Here is a 14,926-nt window from a genome sequence, read left to right on the forward strand (position 1 = left end):
CTCAAAAACCTAAGATGAGACCCTATATAGATACAATGAGAGAAAATATTGCTAAGGCCCTTGGTTTATCAATTGACCAGGTCAATGTCAAGGCAACAACAGAAGAAGGTTTAGGCTTTACAGGTAATGGTCAGGGAATTTCATCTCAGGCTATTGCGTCTATTTCATCAGTGGATAACTACATTTATGGTGAATCTGATATGACAAATTGTTGCGGCGGTTGCAACGGAAATTGTCCAAAAAATCAGAATAGTTAAATGAAATGGAAGCGATTGTATGAATTTTTTAAAATATGTAAAACAAGAAACCGAAGTAATTAGACAAAAGGACCCGGCATTTAAATCAAATTGGGAAGTCTTTTTATATCCAAGCTTTTGGGCGCTTTATCACTATAGAAGAGCCCATAAATTGTATGAAAAGGGACATTTTTACAGAGCAAGAAAAATTTCTCAAAGAGCAGCAAGAAAGACGGGTATTGAGATTCATCCCGGTGCTGTAATTGGGGAGGGTTTCTTTGTGGATCATGGTCATGGAGTAGTAATTGGCGAAACTGCCATTATAGGTAATAACGTTACTCTTTATCAGGGCGTAACACTTGGTGGTACTGGTAAGGAGCATGGCAAAAGACATCCAACTTTAGGTGATAATGTAATGGTTGGTGCTGGTGCTAAGGTTCTTGGTAATATTAAGATCGGCAATGATTGTAAGATTGGCGCAGGTTCTGTTGTAGTAAGAGATGTGCCAGATGATTGTACTGTAGTTGGTATTCCAGGTAAGATTGTGGTTCAGGATTGTAAGCGATTAATTGAAAACCTCGATCAGGTAACACTACCAGATCCAGTTGCAGCAGAATTCTGCAAGCTTAAGGATGAGAATGAGAGAATCTTAAAGAGAATAAGTAAAATTGAGAAACAGGTTGCTGAGAATAGAGATCATATGATTATAAACTAAAAGAGTTTACAGGGAAGGTAATAAAATGAAGATTTATAACACTTTAACTAGAAAAAAGGAAGAATTTGTACCAATCGAAGAGGGTAAGGTAAAGATGTATGTTTGTGGACCTACAGTTTACAACCTTATTCATATCGGTAATGCTAGACCAATGATAGTATTTGATACTGTAAGAAGATACTTTGAATATAAGGGTTACGAGGTAAACTACGTATCTAACTTTACAGATGTTGATGATAAGATTATTAAGAAGGCTAACGAAGAGGGGACAACTGCTGACGTTATAAGCCAGAGATATATTGCTGAGTGTAAGAAGGATATGGAAGGCATGAATATTAAGCCTGCAACAACACATCCTTTAGCTACTAAGGAAATTCCTGGTATGCTTGACATGATTGGTACTCTTGTAAAAAAAGGACATGCTTACGCAAAGAACGGAACGGTATATTTTAAGACACGTTCTTTTGATCAGTATGGTAAATTATCTAAGAAGAATATCGACGACTTAGAGGCAGGCCACAGAGATGAGGCACATGCCCTTAAGGTTTCTGGAGCTGATGAGAAGGAAGATGCACTTGATTTCGTATTATGGAAGCCAAAGAAGGACGGCGAGCCTTACTGGGAATCACAGTGGTCACAGGGTAGACCAGGCTGGCATATTGAGTGTTCTGTAATGGCTAAGAAGTATCTTGGCGATACAATTGATATTCATGCAGGTGGTGAAGATTTAGTATTCCCACATCATGAGAATGAAATTGCTCAGTCAGAATGCTGCAATGGTGTAGAATTTTCAAGATACTGGATGCACAATGCTTTCCTTAATATTAACAATAAGAAGATGTCTAAGTCAGAGGGCAACTTCTTTACAGTAAGAGATATAGCAGAACATTACGATTTAGGTGTACTTAGATTCTTTATGCTTAGCGCTCACTATCGTAATCCAATTAACTTTAGCCGCGAGCTTATGGAATCAGCTAAGAATGGTTTAGATAGAATCATGACTGCAGTTTCTAATCTTGATGAATTGGCAAATGCAGCAACAGCTGAAAGCTTAACAGAAGAAGAGACAAAGGTGCTTGCTGAAATTAAGGCTTGCCAGGATAAGTTTGAAGCTTCTATGGATGATGACTTTAATACAGCTGATGCTATTTCTGCAATTTTTGATATGGTAAAGATTGCTAACTCTAACGCTAATGCTGCATCAAGCAAGGAATTTATTGCTAAGTTAAGAGAGGCTATCGTAACATTTTCAGATATCCTTGGCCTTAAGGTGGTTAAGGAAGCTGAGTTACTTGATGCTGACATTGAGAACTTAATCAATGAGCGTCAGGCTGCAAGAAAGGAAAGAAACTTTAAAAGAGCTGATGAAATCAGAGATGAGTTACTTTCAAAGGGTATTGTATTAGAGGATACAAGAGAAGGTGTAAGATGGAAGAGAGCTTAAGTTTTACTAAGGCTATATTTGAGGGCCTTAATTTAAATGAGACTAATCCAAGACAGCTATCTCCTCTAGTATTAGCCTATATCGGGGATTGTGCCTATGATTTAATCATAAAGACTAAGATTGTTTCAGAGGGCAACACTCAGGTTAATAAAATGAATAAACAAGCTTCATCATTAGTAAAGGCAGAGGCCCAGTCTATTATGATTGGTGTCCTTGAGCCTTTGCTTACAAGCGATGAGGAAGCTATATATAAAAGAGGCCGTAATGCAAAGTCTTATACTTCCGCAAAGAATGCCTCTATTACAGATTATAGAAGAGCAACGGGGTTTGAGGCCTTAGTTGGCTATTTATATTTAACAGAGCAATTTGATAGATTGGTAGAACTTGTAAAAATCGGACTTGCTTCAGAGGAGATGAAGACAAGAAAGCCAACTAATAGGAGGACTAATGAGATATAAGGAATTGACCTTTGAAGGCCGCAATGCGGTTTTAGAGGCGTTTAGATCAGGTAAAACAATAGATAAGCTGTTTGTCTTAGATGGTAGCACAGATGGCCCAATTAAGACTATTATAAGAGAAGCTAAGAAAACTGACTGCATTATTAACTTTGTAGATAAGGAAAGACTTGATAGACTTGCTGGAACAAGCCGTCATCAGGGAGTTGTAGCCATTGGCGCAGCTTATGATTATGCAGAAGTTGAGGACATCCTTAATCTTGCAAGAGAAAAGGGTGAAGATCCATTTATCTTTATCTTAGATGAAATCGAGGATCCACACAATCTTGGCGCAATTATAAGAACAGCTAATCAGGCAGGGGCTCATGGGGTGATTATTCCTAAGCGTAGAGCAGTAGGCCTTACAGCTACAGTAGCTAAGACATCAGCTGGTGCTATTAACTACACACCTGTTGCCAAGGTAACTAACATTTCTAAGACTATTGAAGAGTTAAAGAAGGAAGGCCTTTGGTTTGTCTGCGCAGATATGGGCGGTGAGACTATGTATAATCTTAACTTAAAAGGCCCTATCGGCTTAGTTATTGGTAATGAAGGTAACGGCGTTAGCCGTCTTGTTAAGGAAAAATGTGACTTTGTAGCCTCAATCCCAATGAAGGGGGATATTGATTCCCTTAATGCTTCAGTGGCAGCAGGCGTACTTGCTTATGAAATCGTAAGACAGAGAATGGCTTAAGATTTTAACAGACTAATTAATAGAGGGTGTATATGGATAAATTATCAGCAATGACTGATGAAGATTTAGTAAGAGATTATAAGGAAAATGAAAATCAAGCCGCAGCTAATCTCCTATACGAAAGGTATAAGGATACGGTTAAGTATAAGGCAAAAACTATGTTTATTGCTGGCGGTGATAAGGAAGATTTAATTCAAGAAGGCATGATAGGCCTTTTTAATGCTGTAAGAGACTATGATGTGGAAAGAAGCGTGAAATTTACTACCTTTGCTAACATTTGCATTGAACGCCAAATCCAAAACGCAATCAAGGCCTCTAATAGACAAAAGAATCTCCCCCTTAATGGCTATATTAGCCTAGACCAGCCTCTTGGTCAGGGAGATGATGAGGAGATGACTATTGGAGATAATCTAGCAGCTGATGATTTTTATAATCCTGAATATGCTTATCTTAGCAAGGAGGAGATTTCTACAATTAATGCCGATGCTAAGACTAAATTAAGCGCTTTTGAAAGAGAAGTTTTTGCCCTAAGTAAGAAGGGACAAAACTATCAGCAGATAGCTAAAGCTCTTAAAAAGACGCCGAAATCCATAGATAATGCACTAACAAGAATAAAGAAAAAATTATCTGCAAAATAGTATAAATTAAGTTGATAAAATAACTTAATTTATGCTATAATTTAGCAGATTTGCTATTGTAGCTCAGTGGTAGAGCACTTCATTGGTAATGAAGAGGTCGGGGGTTCAATTCCCCTCAATAGCTTTTTTTACTACTCAGATTTTCTAAGTTAAAGATATAAAACAATCCTAACAATTTCGTCTAATTTCTTGCATATTCCTTTTTGTTTTGATATTATAAACCGGTGTGGCAAATGTTTATTTTTATTGGCATTTGCTAATCTAGATGATGGCTTATCTAGATTCACGATCTAGATAGTGGCTTTTCTAGATAAAACATATAATTTTATACCCGTAAAACGGGACGGAGGAAGTAACTATGGTAAAGGCTATTGTTGGTGCTAACTGGGGCGACGAAGGTAAGGGTAAGATTACTGATATGCTCGCCGAGGAATCAGATATTATTGTAAGATTCCAGGGAGGAAGTAATGCAGGACACACAATCATTAATGATTATGGTAAATTTGCACTTCATTTACTCCCATCTGGTGTATTTTATAATCACACTACAAGCATTATAGGTAATGGAGTAGCTCTAAATATTCCTTATTTAATTAACGAATTAAAGAGCTTAACAGACAGAAATGTTCCAATGCCTAAGATTTTGGTGTCAGATAGAGCACAGATTATGATGCCTTATCATGTAGATTTTGATACATACGAGGAAGCAAGACTTGCAGGTAAGTCCTTTGGCTCTACTAAGTCAGGTATTGCTCCATTCTATTCAGATAAGTACGCTAAGATTGGTTTCCAGGTTAGCGAATTATTCGGAGATGAGAAAGCACTTAAGGATAAGATTAGTAACGTTTGTACATTAAAGAATGTTATGCTAGAACATCTCTATCACGCTCCACTTCTTAAGGAAGAGGACATCTTTAATACTCTCATGGAATATAAAGAAATGATCGCACCTTATGTTTGCGATACTTCAGCATACCTTCATAAGGCAATTAAGGAAGGTAAGAAGATTTTACTTGAAGGTCAGTTAGGTTCACTTAAGGATCCAGATCACGGTATCTATCCTATGGTAACATCTAGCTCAACTCTTGCTGCTTACGGTGCAATTGGTGCAGGTATTCCAGCAGCTGAAATTAAGGATGTTGTTACAGTAGTTAAGGCATACTCATCATCAGTTGGTGCAGGTGCATTTGTTTCAGAAATCTTTGGCGACGAAGCTCAGGAATTAAGAGTTCGTGGCGGTGACGGTGGCGAATTTGGTGCTACAACAGGTCGTCCAAGAAGAATGGGCTGGTTTGATGCAGTAGCAACACGTTACGGTGTTAGAATGCAGGGTACAACAGAAGTTGCCCTTACAGTAATTGACGTACTTGGATACCTCGATGAAATTCCTATGTGTGTAGGTTATGAAATCGATGGTAAGGTAACTAAGGACTTCCCTACAACAGCTGAGCTTGAGAAGGCTAAGCCTGTATTAAAGAAGTTCCCAGGTTGGAAGTGCGAAATCAGAGGAATCAAAAATTACGAAGACCTTCCAAAGGAATGCCGCGATTATATCGAAGCAATCGAGGAAGAAATCGAAGCTCCTATTACAATGGTTTCTAATGGTCCAGGAAGACATGAAATCATCCACAGAGTTTCAAACTACAAGAAGAACTAGTTTCTAAAAGAAACTAATCATAGAATTTATAAATGTTCTCAAAGCCCTAGAAAGCACTGATAGCAAGACTTTTAGCTATCAGTTAGCTTTTTAGGGCTTCTTTAAAAAATTAAACAACTAGCTTGTTTTGGATAATAATGATATAATCAGCATAGTAATAAGTATTACTAGATAGGAGGGTATTATGGATTTTGAAAAGTATTTTGATCATACTAATTTAAAGCCAGATGCCACACCAGAAGATATTGAAAAATTGTGTGAGGAAGCCAAGAAATATGACTTTGCATCGGTTTGCGTTAACTCAGCGTACACTAAATTAGTAGCGAAGCAATTAAAGGACACAGCTGTTAAGACTTGCGTAGTTGTAGGATTTCCACTAGGAGCTATGAATACGCAAACAAAAGCCTTTGAGGCAAAGAAGGCTATTGAAGATGGCGCAGAAGAAATCGATATGGTAATTCAAATTGGCGCCCTTAAAGCCAAGGCATATGAAATTGTGCTTGAGGATATTAAGGCTGTAAGAGAGGCGACAAAGGGACATGTTTTAAAGGTGATTATTGAAACTTGCCTATTAACTGATGAGGAAAAGAAAAAGGCCTGTGAGCTTTCTATGGAAGCAGGAGCAGATTATGTTAAGACCTCAACTGGATTTTCAACAGGAGGCGCAACTCTAAGAGATGTGGCTCTTATGAAGGAAGTTGTAGGTGAGGAAGGCCTTGTTAAGGCTTCAGGTGGAATAAGAGATTATAACACTGCAATTGCCATGATTGAGGCAGGTGCTGATAGAATTGGCACAAGTAATGCTGTAAAGATTATGGAATCTAGAAGCTAAATTAAGAAACTAATAATTAGAAATTTATAAAGCGCAGACCATAATTGGCCTGCGCTTTTCTTGTTTTTAAGCAATTCTTATCTTTAATTATTCTGATAATCTTTGGATTAATTCCCAAATAAGTTCAGCAGAGTTAAAATTTTCAGGAACGATGTCATTAGCTGTGATGTTGATGTCATAGGCATCATTAAGCTCCTGAGCAAGGCTCTCAAGGTCATCACTTAATAAAATTTCGTCGTCTACTAAAGCTTCATAAGTTTCAAAATCAATTTCTGAATTGTACTCTGATAAAATGTCCATTAACTGATCCATACACGAACCCTCATTTCTTACTAAATTTCGAGTAAAATCTTATCTAAGATAAGATAACACCTAGAAGTGATGAGGCATTTCTCAATCACTTGCTATGATAAAATACTATAAGGCATGGGCGTAGTCAAGGATTTTTACTATAATATACCTATAAAATAAGTTATCTAGAAATAGCTTGATTACTGGCTTTAGAGATATATTTTCAAAAATAATCATAGCACTATTCTCACACCTTATCTCCCTAGTTAATATTAAAATGTACCGGCTTTATTAAGATTATAATATAATCTTTTTATTGCCTATGCAATAGTATTTTGTGTATACTTGAGTAAATAAAATTTTAATAAGGATAGGAAGTTAGAAATATGAAGAAATTAAAGAGAATCGCAGCCTTAACAGTAGTAGTTTTATGGGGAATTTTACTTCTTACAACTCTTGTGGTGGCTTTTATTGATAGCGAGGTTACTAACACATTGTTTAGAGGTTTAATCTATACAGATATAGTTTTACCAGTAGTAGCTTATGCCATGTTATTGGTTTATAAGTTCCTTCGCGGCAAGGGAACTAGTGAGGAAGTATCATCTAAAGAAAATAAATAGTACTTTTGATAGACATTTTTACAAGTTGTGATATAATGGTATTAGAAACAATAGGTCAATGGGCTTCTTAATAACAAGGAGGTGTTAAGATGTCGAGCATAAATTCTAATATTACTAGCTTGTTTTCAAGCTTACAGTCAAGTTCGTCGGGCATTTATAGTCTAGATCTTAATCAGCTTAGTTCTATAAAGTCAGGTAGTTACAAGAAGTTACTTAATAACTATTACTCTCAGGATGAGGAAGAAGATACAACAACTAGTTCAACCACTAATTCCATAATTAAGTCATCTGCCGAGAAGAATACTGAAACAACAATTAAGAGTGCTTCAGCAGCGGTTATTAAGGATGTAAAGACTTTAACGAGTTCAAGCCTTTGGGAAAAGAAGACGACTACAGACTCAGAAGGTAATGAAACAACAGATTATGACAGAGATGCAATTTATAAGGCAGTATCTAGCTTTGTAAAGGATTACAACAATTTAGTAGATTCTGCAGCAGATTCTAATATTACATCAACTCTTAGATCTGCTAATTTTATGGTTAAATCCACTAATATAAATTCAGGTATATTATCTTCAGTGGGAATAACAGTTAATAGTGATAATAGTTTAAGTCTTGATAAAGATACACTTGATAAGGCAGATGTATCCACATTAAAGTCGATTTTTGCAAAGGATGCATCAATTGCTAATCAGATTAGTGCAAGCGCTTCAACTATGAATAGCAATGCAACAAGTGCACTTGCTAAGCTTGCAGCAACAGGTAGTTATGATTCAGAGGGCGGTTACACCTACGTAACAGGTTCTAATTATAACTCTATAATTTAGAACATTTTCCTAATAATAAGGGGAATTATGACAAGCGAGTATTTAAGGGGCTTTTGAAAATGCAGAATCCACGGGCATTTACAGAGCCTCTTTTTAAATGCTTGCTTTTAAATTATTCTATGTTATAATTCCATAGTAATACTTTTTAGTGTAGTTTGGAGTCGTGTCTTTATATACACTAAATAATAGGAATAAATAATAAGGAAGAGGTATTAAACATGGCACTTTTAGAAACATGGAGAAATCTTGCGTACAATACAGAAGCAGATCCTAAGGCTGCTGAGAATTTCTGGAATGCTTACTTTACAGAAGAGCAGAGAATCTATAAGGAAATTTTAGGAAATCCAGACGAAGTAGTTAAGGGTAGCGTTAAGGACTTAGCTAGTAAGTTTAACGTAGAAGTTTTACTTATGACAGGTTTCTTAGATGGTATTAACGATAGCTTAGTAACTCCTAATCCAATTGAGACTATGGAAGAGGATACAGAAGTTTCTCTTGAATATGATAGAGAAAAGCTTTACTACAACATGGTTGGCTGCAAGGCTAATTGGTTATATGAACTTCCTGAATGGGATAACTTACTTTCAGAAGAAGTAAGAAAGAACCTTTATAAGAAGCAGAAGGCTTCTGGTACTTTCGTTAGAGAAGGTAAGAAGATAGGACGTAACGATCCATGTCCATGCGGAAGCGGTAAGAAGTATAAGCAGTGCTGTGGTCGTTAATTTTAACGATAGCCTAATTAGAATATAAATTAGTATACAATGTGTGCCCCTTGGTTTTTGCCAAGGGGTATATGAATATAAGGAGTAATAATGAACGCATACACTGCATTTGCCTATGTATATGATGAATACATGGATAACATTCCCTATGATGAATGGGGACAATATATGATTGGACTTTTAAAGGAGCTTGGTGTAAAGGCTGGAGACTCGGTGGTTGATTTAGGCTGTGGAACTGGTACTGTTACAAGAATGCTTGAAAAAGAAGGCTATGACATTGTAGGTATTGATATGTCTGAGGACATGCTTGCTATAGCCGCTGAAAGAATTGAAGAAAGTGGACAAGATATTCTCTATTCTTGTCAGGATATGCGTGAGTTTGAACTTCCCTTTAAGGTGGACGCATTTACAAGTATTGGTGACTCTATGAATTACATTACAAGTAAGGAAGATTTAGAGTCTGTATTTAGGTGCGTGGCAGAGAACATCAATGATGGTGGCGTTTTTGTTTTTGATCTAAAGACAATACATTTCTTTAGAGATATATTAGCTGACAATACTTATGCGGAAAATCGTGACGAATCAGCTTTTATATGGGATAATTATTATAACGACGACGATAAGAATAATGAATATGATCTTGCTGTTTTTGTTATGAATGAAGACGGCAGTTTTAATAGATATGAGGAACAGCATTTTCAGCATGGCTTTGAATTAGAGGAAGTTAAGGAGGCAGCAGCTAATGCGGGCCTTTCTGTGCTTGCCCTATATGATGCATTTTCAAAGGATGCACCAAAGCCAGACTCAGAGAGAGTTTACTTCGTTTTACAGAAGTAATTAGGAAAATGTTTCTAAGAATAAAAGTAACAGATTAATTTAATTAAACATAGAAAGGAAACTAAGATGAAAGACTATATAGTAAGAGCAACAGCAGCAGGCGGACAGGTTAGAGCCTTTGCTATTACATGTAAGAATACAGTAGAAGAAGCTAGAAGCCGTCACAACATGAGCCCTATTGGAACTATAGCCCTTGGTAGATTACTTGCAGGTGGCGCAATGATGGGTACAATGATGAAGAATGACGACGATGTGCTTACAATCCAGATTAAGGGTAATGGACCTATTGGCGCTATGACAGTTACTGCCAACGCTAAGGGTGAAGTTAAGGGTATGGTTGCAAATCCTGAGGTTATGCTTCCACTAAAGGACGGTAAGATTGATATTGCAGGTGCTGTAGGTATCGGTGTTTTATCAGTAATTAAGGATATCGGACTTAGAGAACCATATATTGGTGATACAATCCTTATTACAAGTGAAATCGCTGAGGATTTAACATATTATTTTGCAACTTCAGAACAGGTTCCATCTTCAGTAGGTTTAGGCGTATTAATGAATCATGATAATACAGTTAGAGAGGCAGGCGGCTTTATTATTCAGCTTATGCCAAATGCTAGCGAGGAATTTATTGATAAGCTTGAAGAAAGAATTAAGAGCGTTAAGTCAATTACTTACATGCTTGAAGAGGGTATGAGCCCAGAACAGATCTTAGAGCACATTTTAGGAGACATGGATCTTGAAATCCTTGATACTATTGATACTGGCTTTAAGTGTAACTGCTCTAAGGAAAGAGTTTCTAAGGCCGTAATTAGTATCGGTAGAGAAGAATTATCTAAGATGATTGCTGACAATAAGCCAATCGAGGTTAACTGTCATTTCTGTAATACTCATTACAATTTCACTATTGATGAGTTACAGGACATGTATAATAAAGCTACACACTAATCTAATTTACTAGATTTTAATTAGCTTATAACTTTACGAACTAAGGCTTTTGGGGTACAATAATTTTTGTATTTTGCTAAAATTCGAATAAAAACGATTATTGCTAATGGCATATTAGAAAACGGAGGAACATTATTTATGGAAAACGAGGTTGTTTCCAAGAATTTCATTGAACAGATTATTGATAAAGATATAGAAGAAGGGCATTGCAAGAAAGTCATTACTAGATTCCCACCAGAACCTAATGGCTACCTTCATATTGGACATGCTAAGTCGATTCTTTTAAATTATGGTTTAGCAACTGAGTACAACGGTCAGTTTAATATGAGATTTGATGATACTAATCCTACTAAAGAGAAGGAAGAATTCGTTGAATCAATTAAGAAGGACGTTGAATGGCTTGGTGCTAAATGGCATGGTGACGTATTATTTGCATCAGGATATTTCCAGCAGATGTACGAGGCAGCAGTTAAGTTAATTAAGAAGGGTAAGGCATTCGTATGTGACTTATCTGCAGAAGAGATTAGACAGTACAGAGGAACACTTACAGAACCAGGTAAGAACTCACCATATAGAGATAGATCTGTTGAAGAGAATTTAGCTCTCTTTGAAGATATGAAGAATGGTAAGTTTGAAGATGGTTCTAAGGTGCTTAGAGCTAAGATTGATATGGCAAGCCCTAATATCAATATGAGAGATCCTGTTATTTATAGAGTTGCTCACATGACACATCACAGAACAGGTGATACTTGGTGCATTTATCCTATGTATGATTTTGCTCATCCTATTGAAGATGCTATTGAAGGCGTTTCTCATTCAATTTGTACACTTGAGTTTGAAGACCACAGACCTTTATATGACTGGGTTGTAAGAGAACTTGAGTATGAGAACCCACCAAAGCAGATTGAATTTGCAAAGCTTTACCTTGAAAATGTTGTAACTGGTAAGCGTTACATCAAAAAGCTTGTAGAGGATGGCGTAGTTGATGGATGGGATGATCCAAGACTTGTGTCAATTGCAGCACTTAGAAGAAGAGGATTTACACCAGAGTCAATTAAGATGTTTACAAAGCTTGTAGGTGTTACAAAGTCTCAGGGTGCAGTTGAGTATCCAATGCTTGAATACTGTATCAGAGAAGATTTAAAGCCAAAGGCTAAGAGAATGATGGCAATTCTTGATCCAGTTAAGGTTATCGTTGATAACTATCCAGAGGGTCAGGTTGAATATATGGAAGTTCCTAATAATCAGGAGAATCCTGAGATGGGAACTAGAAAAGTTCCGTTTACTAAAGAGCTATTTATTGAGAGAGAAGATTTCATGGAAGAACCACCTAAGAAGTATTTCAGATTATTCCCAGGTAACGAAGTTCGTTTCATGAATGCATATCTTCTTACTTGCGTAGATTACACTAAAGATGCAGATGGTAAGATTACAGAGATTCACTGTACTTACGATCCAGAAACTAAAGGAGGAAATGTTGAAGGCCGTAAGGTTAAGGGTACTATCCATTGGGTATCAGCAACTGAGGGCAAAAAAGCTGAGGTAAGATTATATGAGAATATTATTGATGAGGAGAAGGGCGTTTATAACGAAGAGGATGGCTCTATGAATATAAATCCTAATTCATTAACAATAATTAAAGATGCAATAGTTGAACCTGAGCTTATCAACTCTGTAGCAGAAGATAAGTTCCAGTTCGTAAGAAATGGATATTTCTGCGTTGATAACAAGGACTCAAAGGAAGGCGTACCTGTATTTAACAGAATTGTTTCACTAAAGAGTTCATTTAAGTTGACTAAGTAATAATTAGGGCAGAAACCATTTGGCTTCTGCCCTTTTTTGTTTTTACTCGAATAATAGACAATAAGGAGGAATATATGGATAAGATAAAAGACTTAAAAGTATGGGAAGTCTTAAAGAATTTTTTCAAGAAAATATGGACATATGATATTATCCATCCAGTTTGTTACTCAATAATTGTTACTATGATAATAGAGTGCCTTAATAAAAGAAATTTATCAGGCATTTGGATGCCATTTACATCACCAGTTATTTTCTTAGTAAACATGCTAATTATAGCTTCATGTTTAAGTATTGGTATGATGTTTAAGAAGAGAGCTTTTGTTTACACTTTGATTTCAGTGGGCTGGTTAGGTCTTGCAGTAACTAACTTTATTGTAAAATCAACACGTAAAACTCCATTTACAGCAATGGATTTTTTACTTATTGATGATGCAATAAAGGTTGCGCCAATGTATTTAACACTTATTAACATTGTCTTTATCATTGTTCTAATAGTTGCTGTAATTGCCCTACTTATCATTCTCTTTAGAAAGACAGGCAAGGTAGAAACAGAGCTTTCAAGAAGAAGATTCTTCCTATTTGGCTTTTTCCAGTCAGCTCTAGTAATTCTTTTTACATATGCAGCAATTGCAACATTTCTTTTACATAATGTAATGGGAACTGATTTTGGTAACTTATCAAATGCTTTCCAAAATTACGGTTTCACTTATTGCTTTACAACAAGTGTATTAAATAGAGGTGTAAGTAAGGATTCTGATTATTCAGAAGAATATGTAGAAAACCTAAAAGAAACTATTGATAGCACAACAACTGATGAGAAAACTGCACAAGAGACACCTAATATCATTTTTCTTCAGCTTGAATCTTTCTTTGATCCAACTGAAATTAATGGATTAGAGGTATCTGAACAGGTACTTCCAAACTTCAATAGATTACAAAGCGAGTTTACATCAGGTTATTTATCAGTTCCTGTATTTGGTGCAGGTACAGTAAATACTGAGTTTGAAGTTCAGACAGGTATGAATCTTGATGACTTTGGACCTGGTGAATACCCATATAAGACAGTATTACAAAACAAGGTTTGTGAGTCGGCAGCTTATGCCCTTAAAAATCTTGGCTATACAACTCACGTGGTTCATAATAACGATGCTACTTTCTATACAAGAAATAAGGTATTTACACATTTAGGCTACGATACATTTACACCAATAGAATATATGGATGGAATTGAGCTTACACCTAATGGAAACTGGGCAAAGGATGAAATCTTAACAGAATACCTTGAAAAAGCCCTTAATTCTACAGATGGTTCAGATTATATCTATACAATATCTGTTGAAGGACATGGTGATTATCCTAATGAATATCCTGAAGGTTATACACCAGAAATTACAATTAGCAATTTCCCTGATTCTGCGAATCAGACAGGCTTTGAATATTACGTTAACATGATTCATGATATGGATAAGTTTATTGGCGAGTTAACAGATATGTTATCTCAGCGTGATGAGAAGACTGTACTTGTAATGTATGGCGATCATCTTCCAACCTTTAACTTAACAGATTCAGATATGAAACATAACAGTATCTATGAGACTGAATATGTAATGTGGAGTAACTTCGATACGGAAAAGGAAGATGTTGACCTTGAAGCATATCAGTTAACTGCTTACGTATTTGAAAGATTAGGAATTTCAGAGGGTAATATCTTTAAATATCACCAGACAAGCCATGACTCAGAGGACTATTTAAAGAATCTTACAATCCTTGAATATGATATTCTCTACGGAGATCAGGATATTTACGAAGGTGAAAGCCCATATACAGCAACTAACTTACACTATGGTCTAGATACAATTTCTATAACGGGAACCTATGAATATGATGGAGACCTGTATGTGGAAGGAACTTACTTTAATGACTACTCAACGGTATTTATAAATAACAAGAAGTATACGACAGAGAAGATTAATGATAGGCTCCTAAAGGTAGAGAATGCCTCAGTTAATGAAGGTGATATCGTATCTGTTGCCCAAATTGATTCAGATGGTACCGAGCTTAGCCGTGTAATGTATACGGTTCCGGCTTCCACTAACGAAGATGCGCTAGATGAGCGCTTCCTCCGCCTAGCTGCTTAGATTGTACAAAACTAAAAACATAGTATGAGAAAT

16 protein-coding genes and 1 tRNA gene are annotated in these 14,926 nt (G+C 36.3%); 16 read left to right on the forward strand and 1 reads right to left on the reverse strand.

What is annotated here, in order from left to right:
* The 9 genes from QVA17_RS07530 to deoC form a co-directional block, all read left to right on the forward strand.
* The coding region (locus tag QVA17_RS07530; RefSeq protein ID WP_287387533.1) for a 2-C-methyl-D-erythritol 2,4-cyclodiphosphate synthase at positions 1-257 on the forward strand (257 nt) is incomplete at its 5' end.
* A 19-nt stretch (positions 258-276) separates the two neighbouring features.
* On the forward strand, positions 277-951 hold the full coding sequence (cysE, locus tag QVA17_RS07535) for a serine O-acetyltransferase (RefSeq protein WP_287387535.1): 675 nt from the start codon (positions 277-279) through the stop codon (positions 949-951).
* A 25-nt stretch (positions 952-976) separates the two neighbouring features.
* Positions 977-2,395, forward strand: a complete 1,419-nt coding sequence (gene cysS, locus QVA17_RS07540) for a cysteine--tRNA ligase (RefSeq protein WP_287387537.1) — start codon at positions 977-979, stop codon at positions 2,393-2,395.
* Positions 2,380-2,853 (forward strand): Mini-ribonuclease 3, encoded by a 474-nt coding sequence (locus QVA17_RS07545; RefSeq protein WP_287387539.1) that lies wholly within the window; start codon positions 2,380-2,382, stop codon positions 2,851-2,853. The genes cysS and QVA17_RS07545 overlap by 16 nt, the downstream gene beginning before the upstream one ends.
* Positions 2,843-3,583 carry a 23S rRNA (guanosine(2251)-2'-O)-methyltransferase RlmB gene (gene rlmB / locus QVA17_RS07550; protein ID WP_027431864.1) on the forward strand — a complete coding sequence of 247 codons (741 nt, stop codon included), beginning with the start codon at positions 2,843-2,845 and terminating at the stop codon, positions 3,581-3,583. The genes QVA17_RS07545 and rlmB overlap by 11 nt, the downstream gene beginning before the upstream one ends.
* A 32-nt stretch (positions 3,584-3,615) precedes the next feature.
* Positions 3,616-4,221, forward strand: coding sequence for a sigma-70 family RNA polymerase sigma factor (locus tag QVA17_RS07555; RefSeq protein ID WP_287387541.1), 606 nt, complete (start codon positions 3,616-3,618; stop codon positions 4,219-4,221).
* 52 nt (positions 4,222-4,273) lie between these two features.
* Positions 4,274-4,345 (forward strand) — tRNA-Thr (locus QVA17_RS07560).
* 234 nt (positions 4,346-4,579) lie between these two features.
* Positions 4,580-5,878 (forward strand): adenylosuccinate synthase, encoded by a 1,299-nt coding sequence (locus QVA17_RS07565; protein WP_027431862.1) that lies wholly within the window; start codon positions 4,580-4,582, stop codon positions 5,876-5,878.
* A gap of 184 nt (positions 5,879-6,062) precedes the next feature.
* Entirely contained in the window at positions 6,063-6,710 is a 648-nt protein-coding gene (gene deoC, locus QVA17_RS07570; protein ID WP_287387542.1) for a deoxyribose-phosphate aldolase, read from the forward strand.
* Positions 6,711-6,797: 87 nt separating this feature from the next.
* On the opposite strand, the gene QVA17_RS07575 is transcribed toward deoC, so the two are convergent.
* Positions 6,798-7,022: an acyl carrier protein gene (locus QVA17_RS07575; protein ID WP_287387544.1), complete on the reverse strand. Its 225-nt coding sequence runs from the start codon at positions 7,020-7,022 to the stop codon at positions 6,798-6,800.
* Between the two features lie 365 nt (positions 7,023-7,387).
* Here QVA17_RS07575 and QVA17_RS07580 point away from each other — a divergent pair, with 365 nt between their 5' ends.
* The 7 genes from QVA17_RS07580 to QVA17_RS07610 all read left to right on the forward strand — a co-directional run bounded on the left by QVA17_RS07580 (position 7,388) and on the right by QVA17_RS07610 (position 14,893).
* A complete protein-coding gene (locus QVA17_RS07580) occupies positions 7,388-7,621 on the forward strand; it encodes a hypothetical protein (protein ID WP_051195482.1) in 234 nt (77 codons plus the stop codon).
* Between the two features lie 89 nt (positions 7,622-7,710).
* On the forward strand, positions 7,711-8,448 hold the full coding sequence (locus QVA17_RS07585; RefSeq protein WP_287387546.1) for a hypothetical protein: 738 nt from the start codon (positions 7,711-7,713) through the stop codon (positions 8,446-8,448).
* Between the two features lie 218 nt (positions 8,449-8,666).
* Positions 8,667-9,170 carry an SEC-C metal-binding domain-containing protein gene (locus QVA17_RS07590; RefSeq protein ID WP_074522154.1) on the forward strand — a complete coding sequence of 168 codons (504 nt, stop codon included), beginning with the start codon at positions 8,667-8,669 and terminating at the stop codon, positions 9,168-9,170.
* Between the two features lie 90 nt (positions 9,171-9,260).
* Positions 9,261-10,007, forward strand: coding sequence for a class I SAM-dependent DNA methyltransferase (locus QVA17_RS07595; RefSeq protein ID WP_287387547.1), 747 nt, complete (start codon positions 9,261-9,263; stop codon positions 10,005-10,007).
* A 66-nt stretch (positions 10,008-10,073) separates the two neighbouring features.
* Positions 10,074-10,952, forward strand: coding sequence for an Hsp33 family molecular chaperone HslO (gene hslO / locus QVA17_RS07600; protein WP_287387548.1), 879 nt, complete (start codon positions 10,074-10,076; stop codon positions 10,950-10,952).
* Positions 10,953-11,090: 138 nt separating this feature from the next.
* Complete coding sequence (locus tag QVA17_RS07605) at positions 11,091-12,755, forward strand: glutamine--tRNA ligase/YqeY domain fusion protein (protein ID WP_287387550.1); 1,665 nt, start codon at positions 11,091-11,093, stop codon at positions 12,753-12,755.
* Positions 12,756-12,829: 74 nt separating this feature from the next.
* On the forward strand, positions 12,830-14,893 hold the full coding sequence (locus QVA17_RS07610; protein ID WP_287387551.1) for an LTA synthase family protein: 2,064 nt from the start codon (positions 12,830-12,832) through the stop codon (positions 14,891-14,893).
* The last annotated feature ends 33 nt before the right edge of the window (positions 14,894-14,926 follow it).

It is taken from the genome of Lachnospira sp., from assembly GCF_016290755.1.
In the GTDB taxonomy this organism is placed as follows: Bacteria; Bacillota; Clostridia; order Lachnospirales; family Lachnospiraceae; genus Lachnospira; species Lachnospira multipara.

Bases quoted from the DNA above. Each gene is read 5' to 3' on its own strand.
- QVA17_RS07580 (WP_051195482.1), top strand. From the start codon at position 7,388: ATGAAGAAATTAAAGAGAATCGCAGCCTTAACAGTAGTAGTTTTATGG.
- QVA17_RS07575 (WP_287387544.1), bottom strand. From the start codon at position 7,022: ATGGATCAGTTAATGGACATTTTATCAGAGTACAATTCAGAAATTGAT.
- QVA17_RS07585 (WP_287387546.1), top strand. From the start codon at position 7,711: ATGTCGAGCATAAATTCTAATATTACTAGCTTGTTTTCAAGCTTACAG.
- QVA17_RS07545 (WP_287387539.1), top strand. From the start codon at position 2,380: ATGGAAGAGAGCTTAAGTTTTACTAAGGCTATATTTGAGGGCCTTAAT.
- cysE (WP_287387535.1), top strand. From the start codon at position 277: ATGAATTTTTTAAAATATGTAAAACAAGAAACCGAAGTAATTAGACAA.
- QVA17_RS07605 (WP_287387550.1), top strand. From the start codon at position 11,091: ATGGAAAACGAGGTTGTTTCCAAGAATTTCATTGAACAGATTATTGAT.
- QVA17_RS07590 (WP_074522154.1), top strand. From the start codon at position 8,667: ATGGCACTTTTAGAAACATGGAGAAATCTTGCGTACAATACAGAAGCA.
- rlmB (WP_027431864.1), top strand. From the start codon at position 2,843: ATGAGATATAAGGAATTGACCTTTGAAGGCCGCAATGCGGTTTTAGAG.
- QVA17_RS07595 (WP_287387547.1), top strand. From the start codon at position 9,261: ATGAACGCATACACTGCATTTGCCTATGTATATGATGAATACATGGAT.
- deoC (WP_287387542.1), top strand. From the start codon at position 6,063: ATGGATTTTGAAAAGTATTTTGATCATACTAATTTAAAGCCAGATGCC.
- QVA17_RS07610 (WP_287387551.1), top strand. From the start codon at position 12,830: ATGGATAAGATAAAAGACTTAAAAGTATGGGAAGTCTTAAAGAATTTT.
- QVA17_RS07555 (WP_287387541.1), top strand. From the start codon at position 3,616: ATGGATAAATTATCAGCAATGACTGATGAAGATTTAGTAAGAGATTAT.
- hslO (WP_287387548.1), top strand. From the start codon at position 10,074: ATGAAAGACTATATAGTAAGAGCAACAGCAGCAGGCGGACAGGTTAGA.
- QVA17_RS07565 (WP_027431862.1), top strand. From the start codon at position 4,580: ATGGTAAAGGCTATTGTTGGTGCTAACTGGGGCGACGAAGGTAAGGGT.
- cysS (WP_287387537.1), top strand. From the start codon at position 977: ATGAAGATTTATAACACTTTAACTAGAAAAAAGGAAGAATTTGTACCA.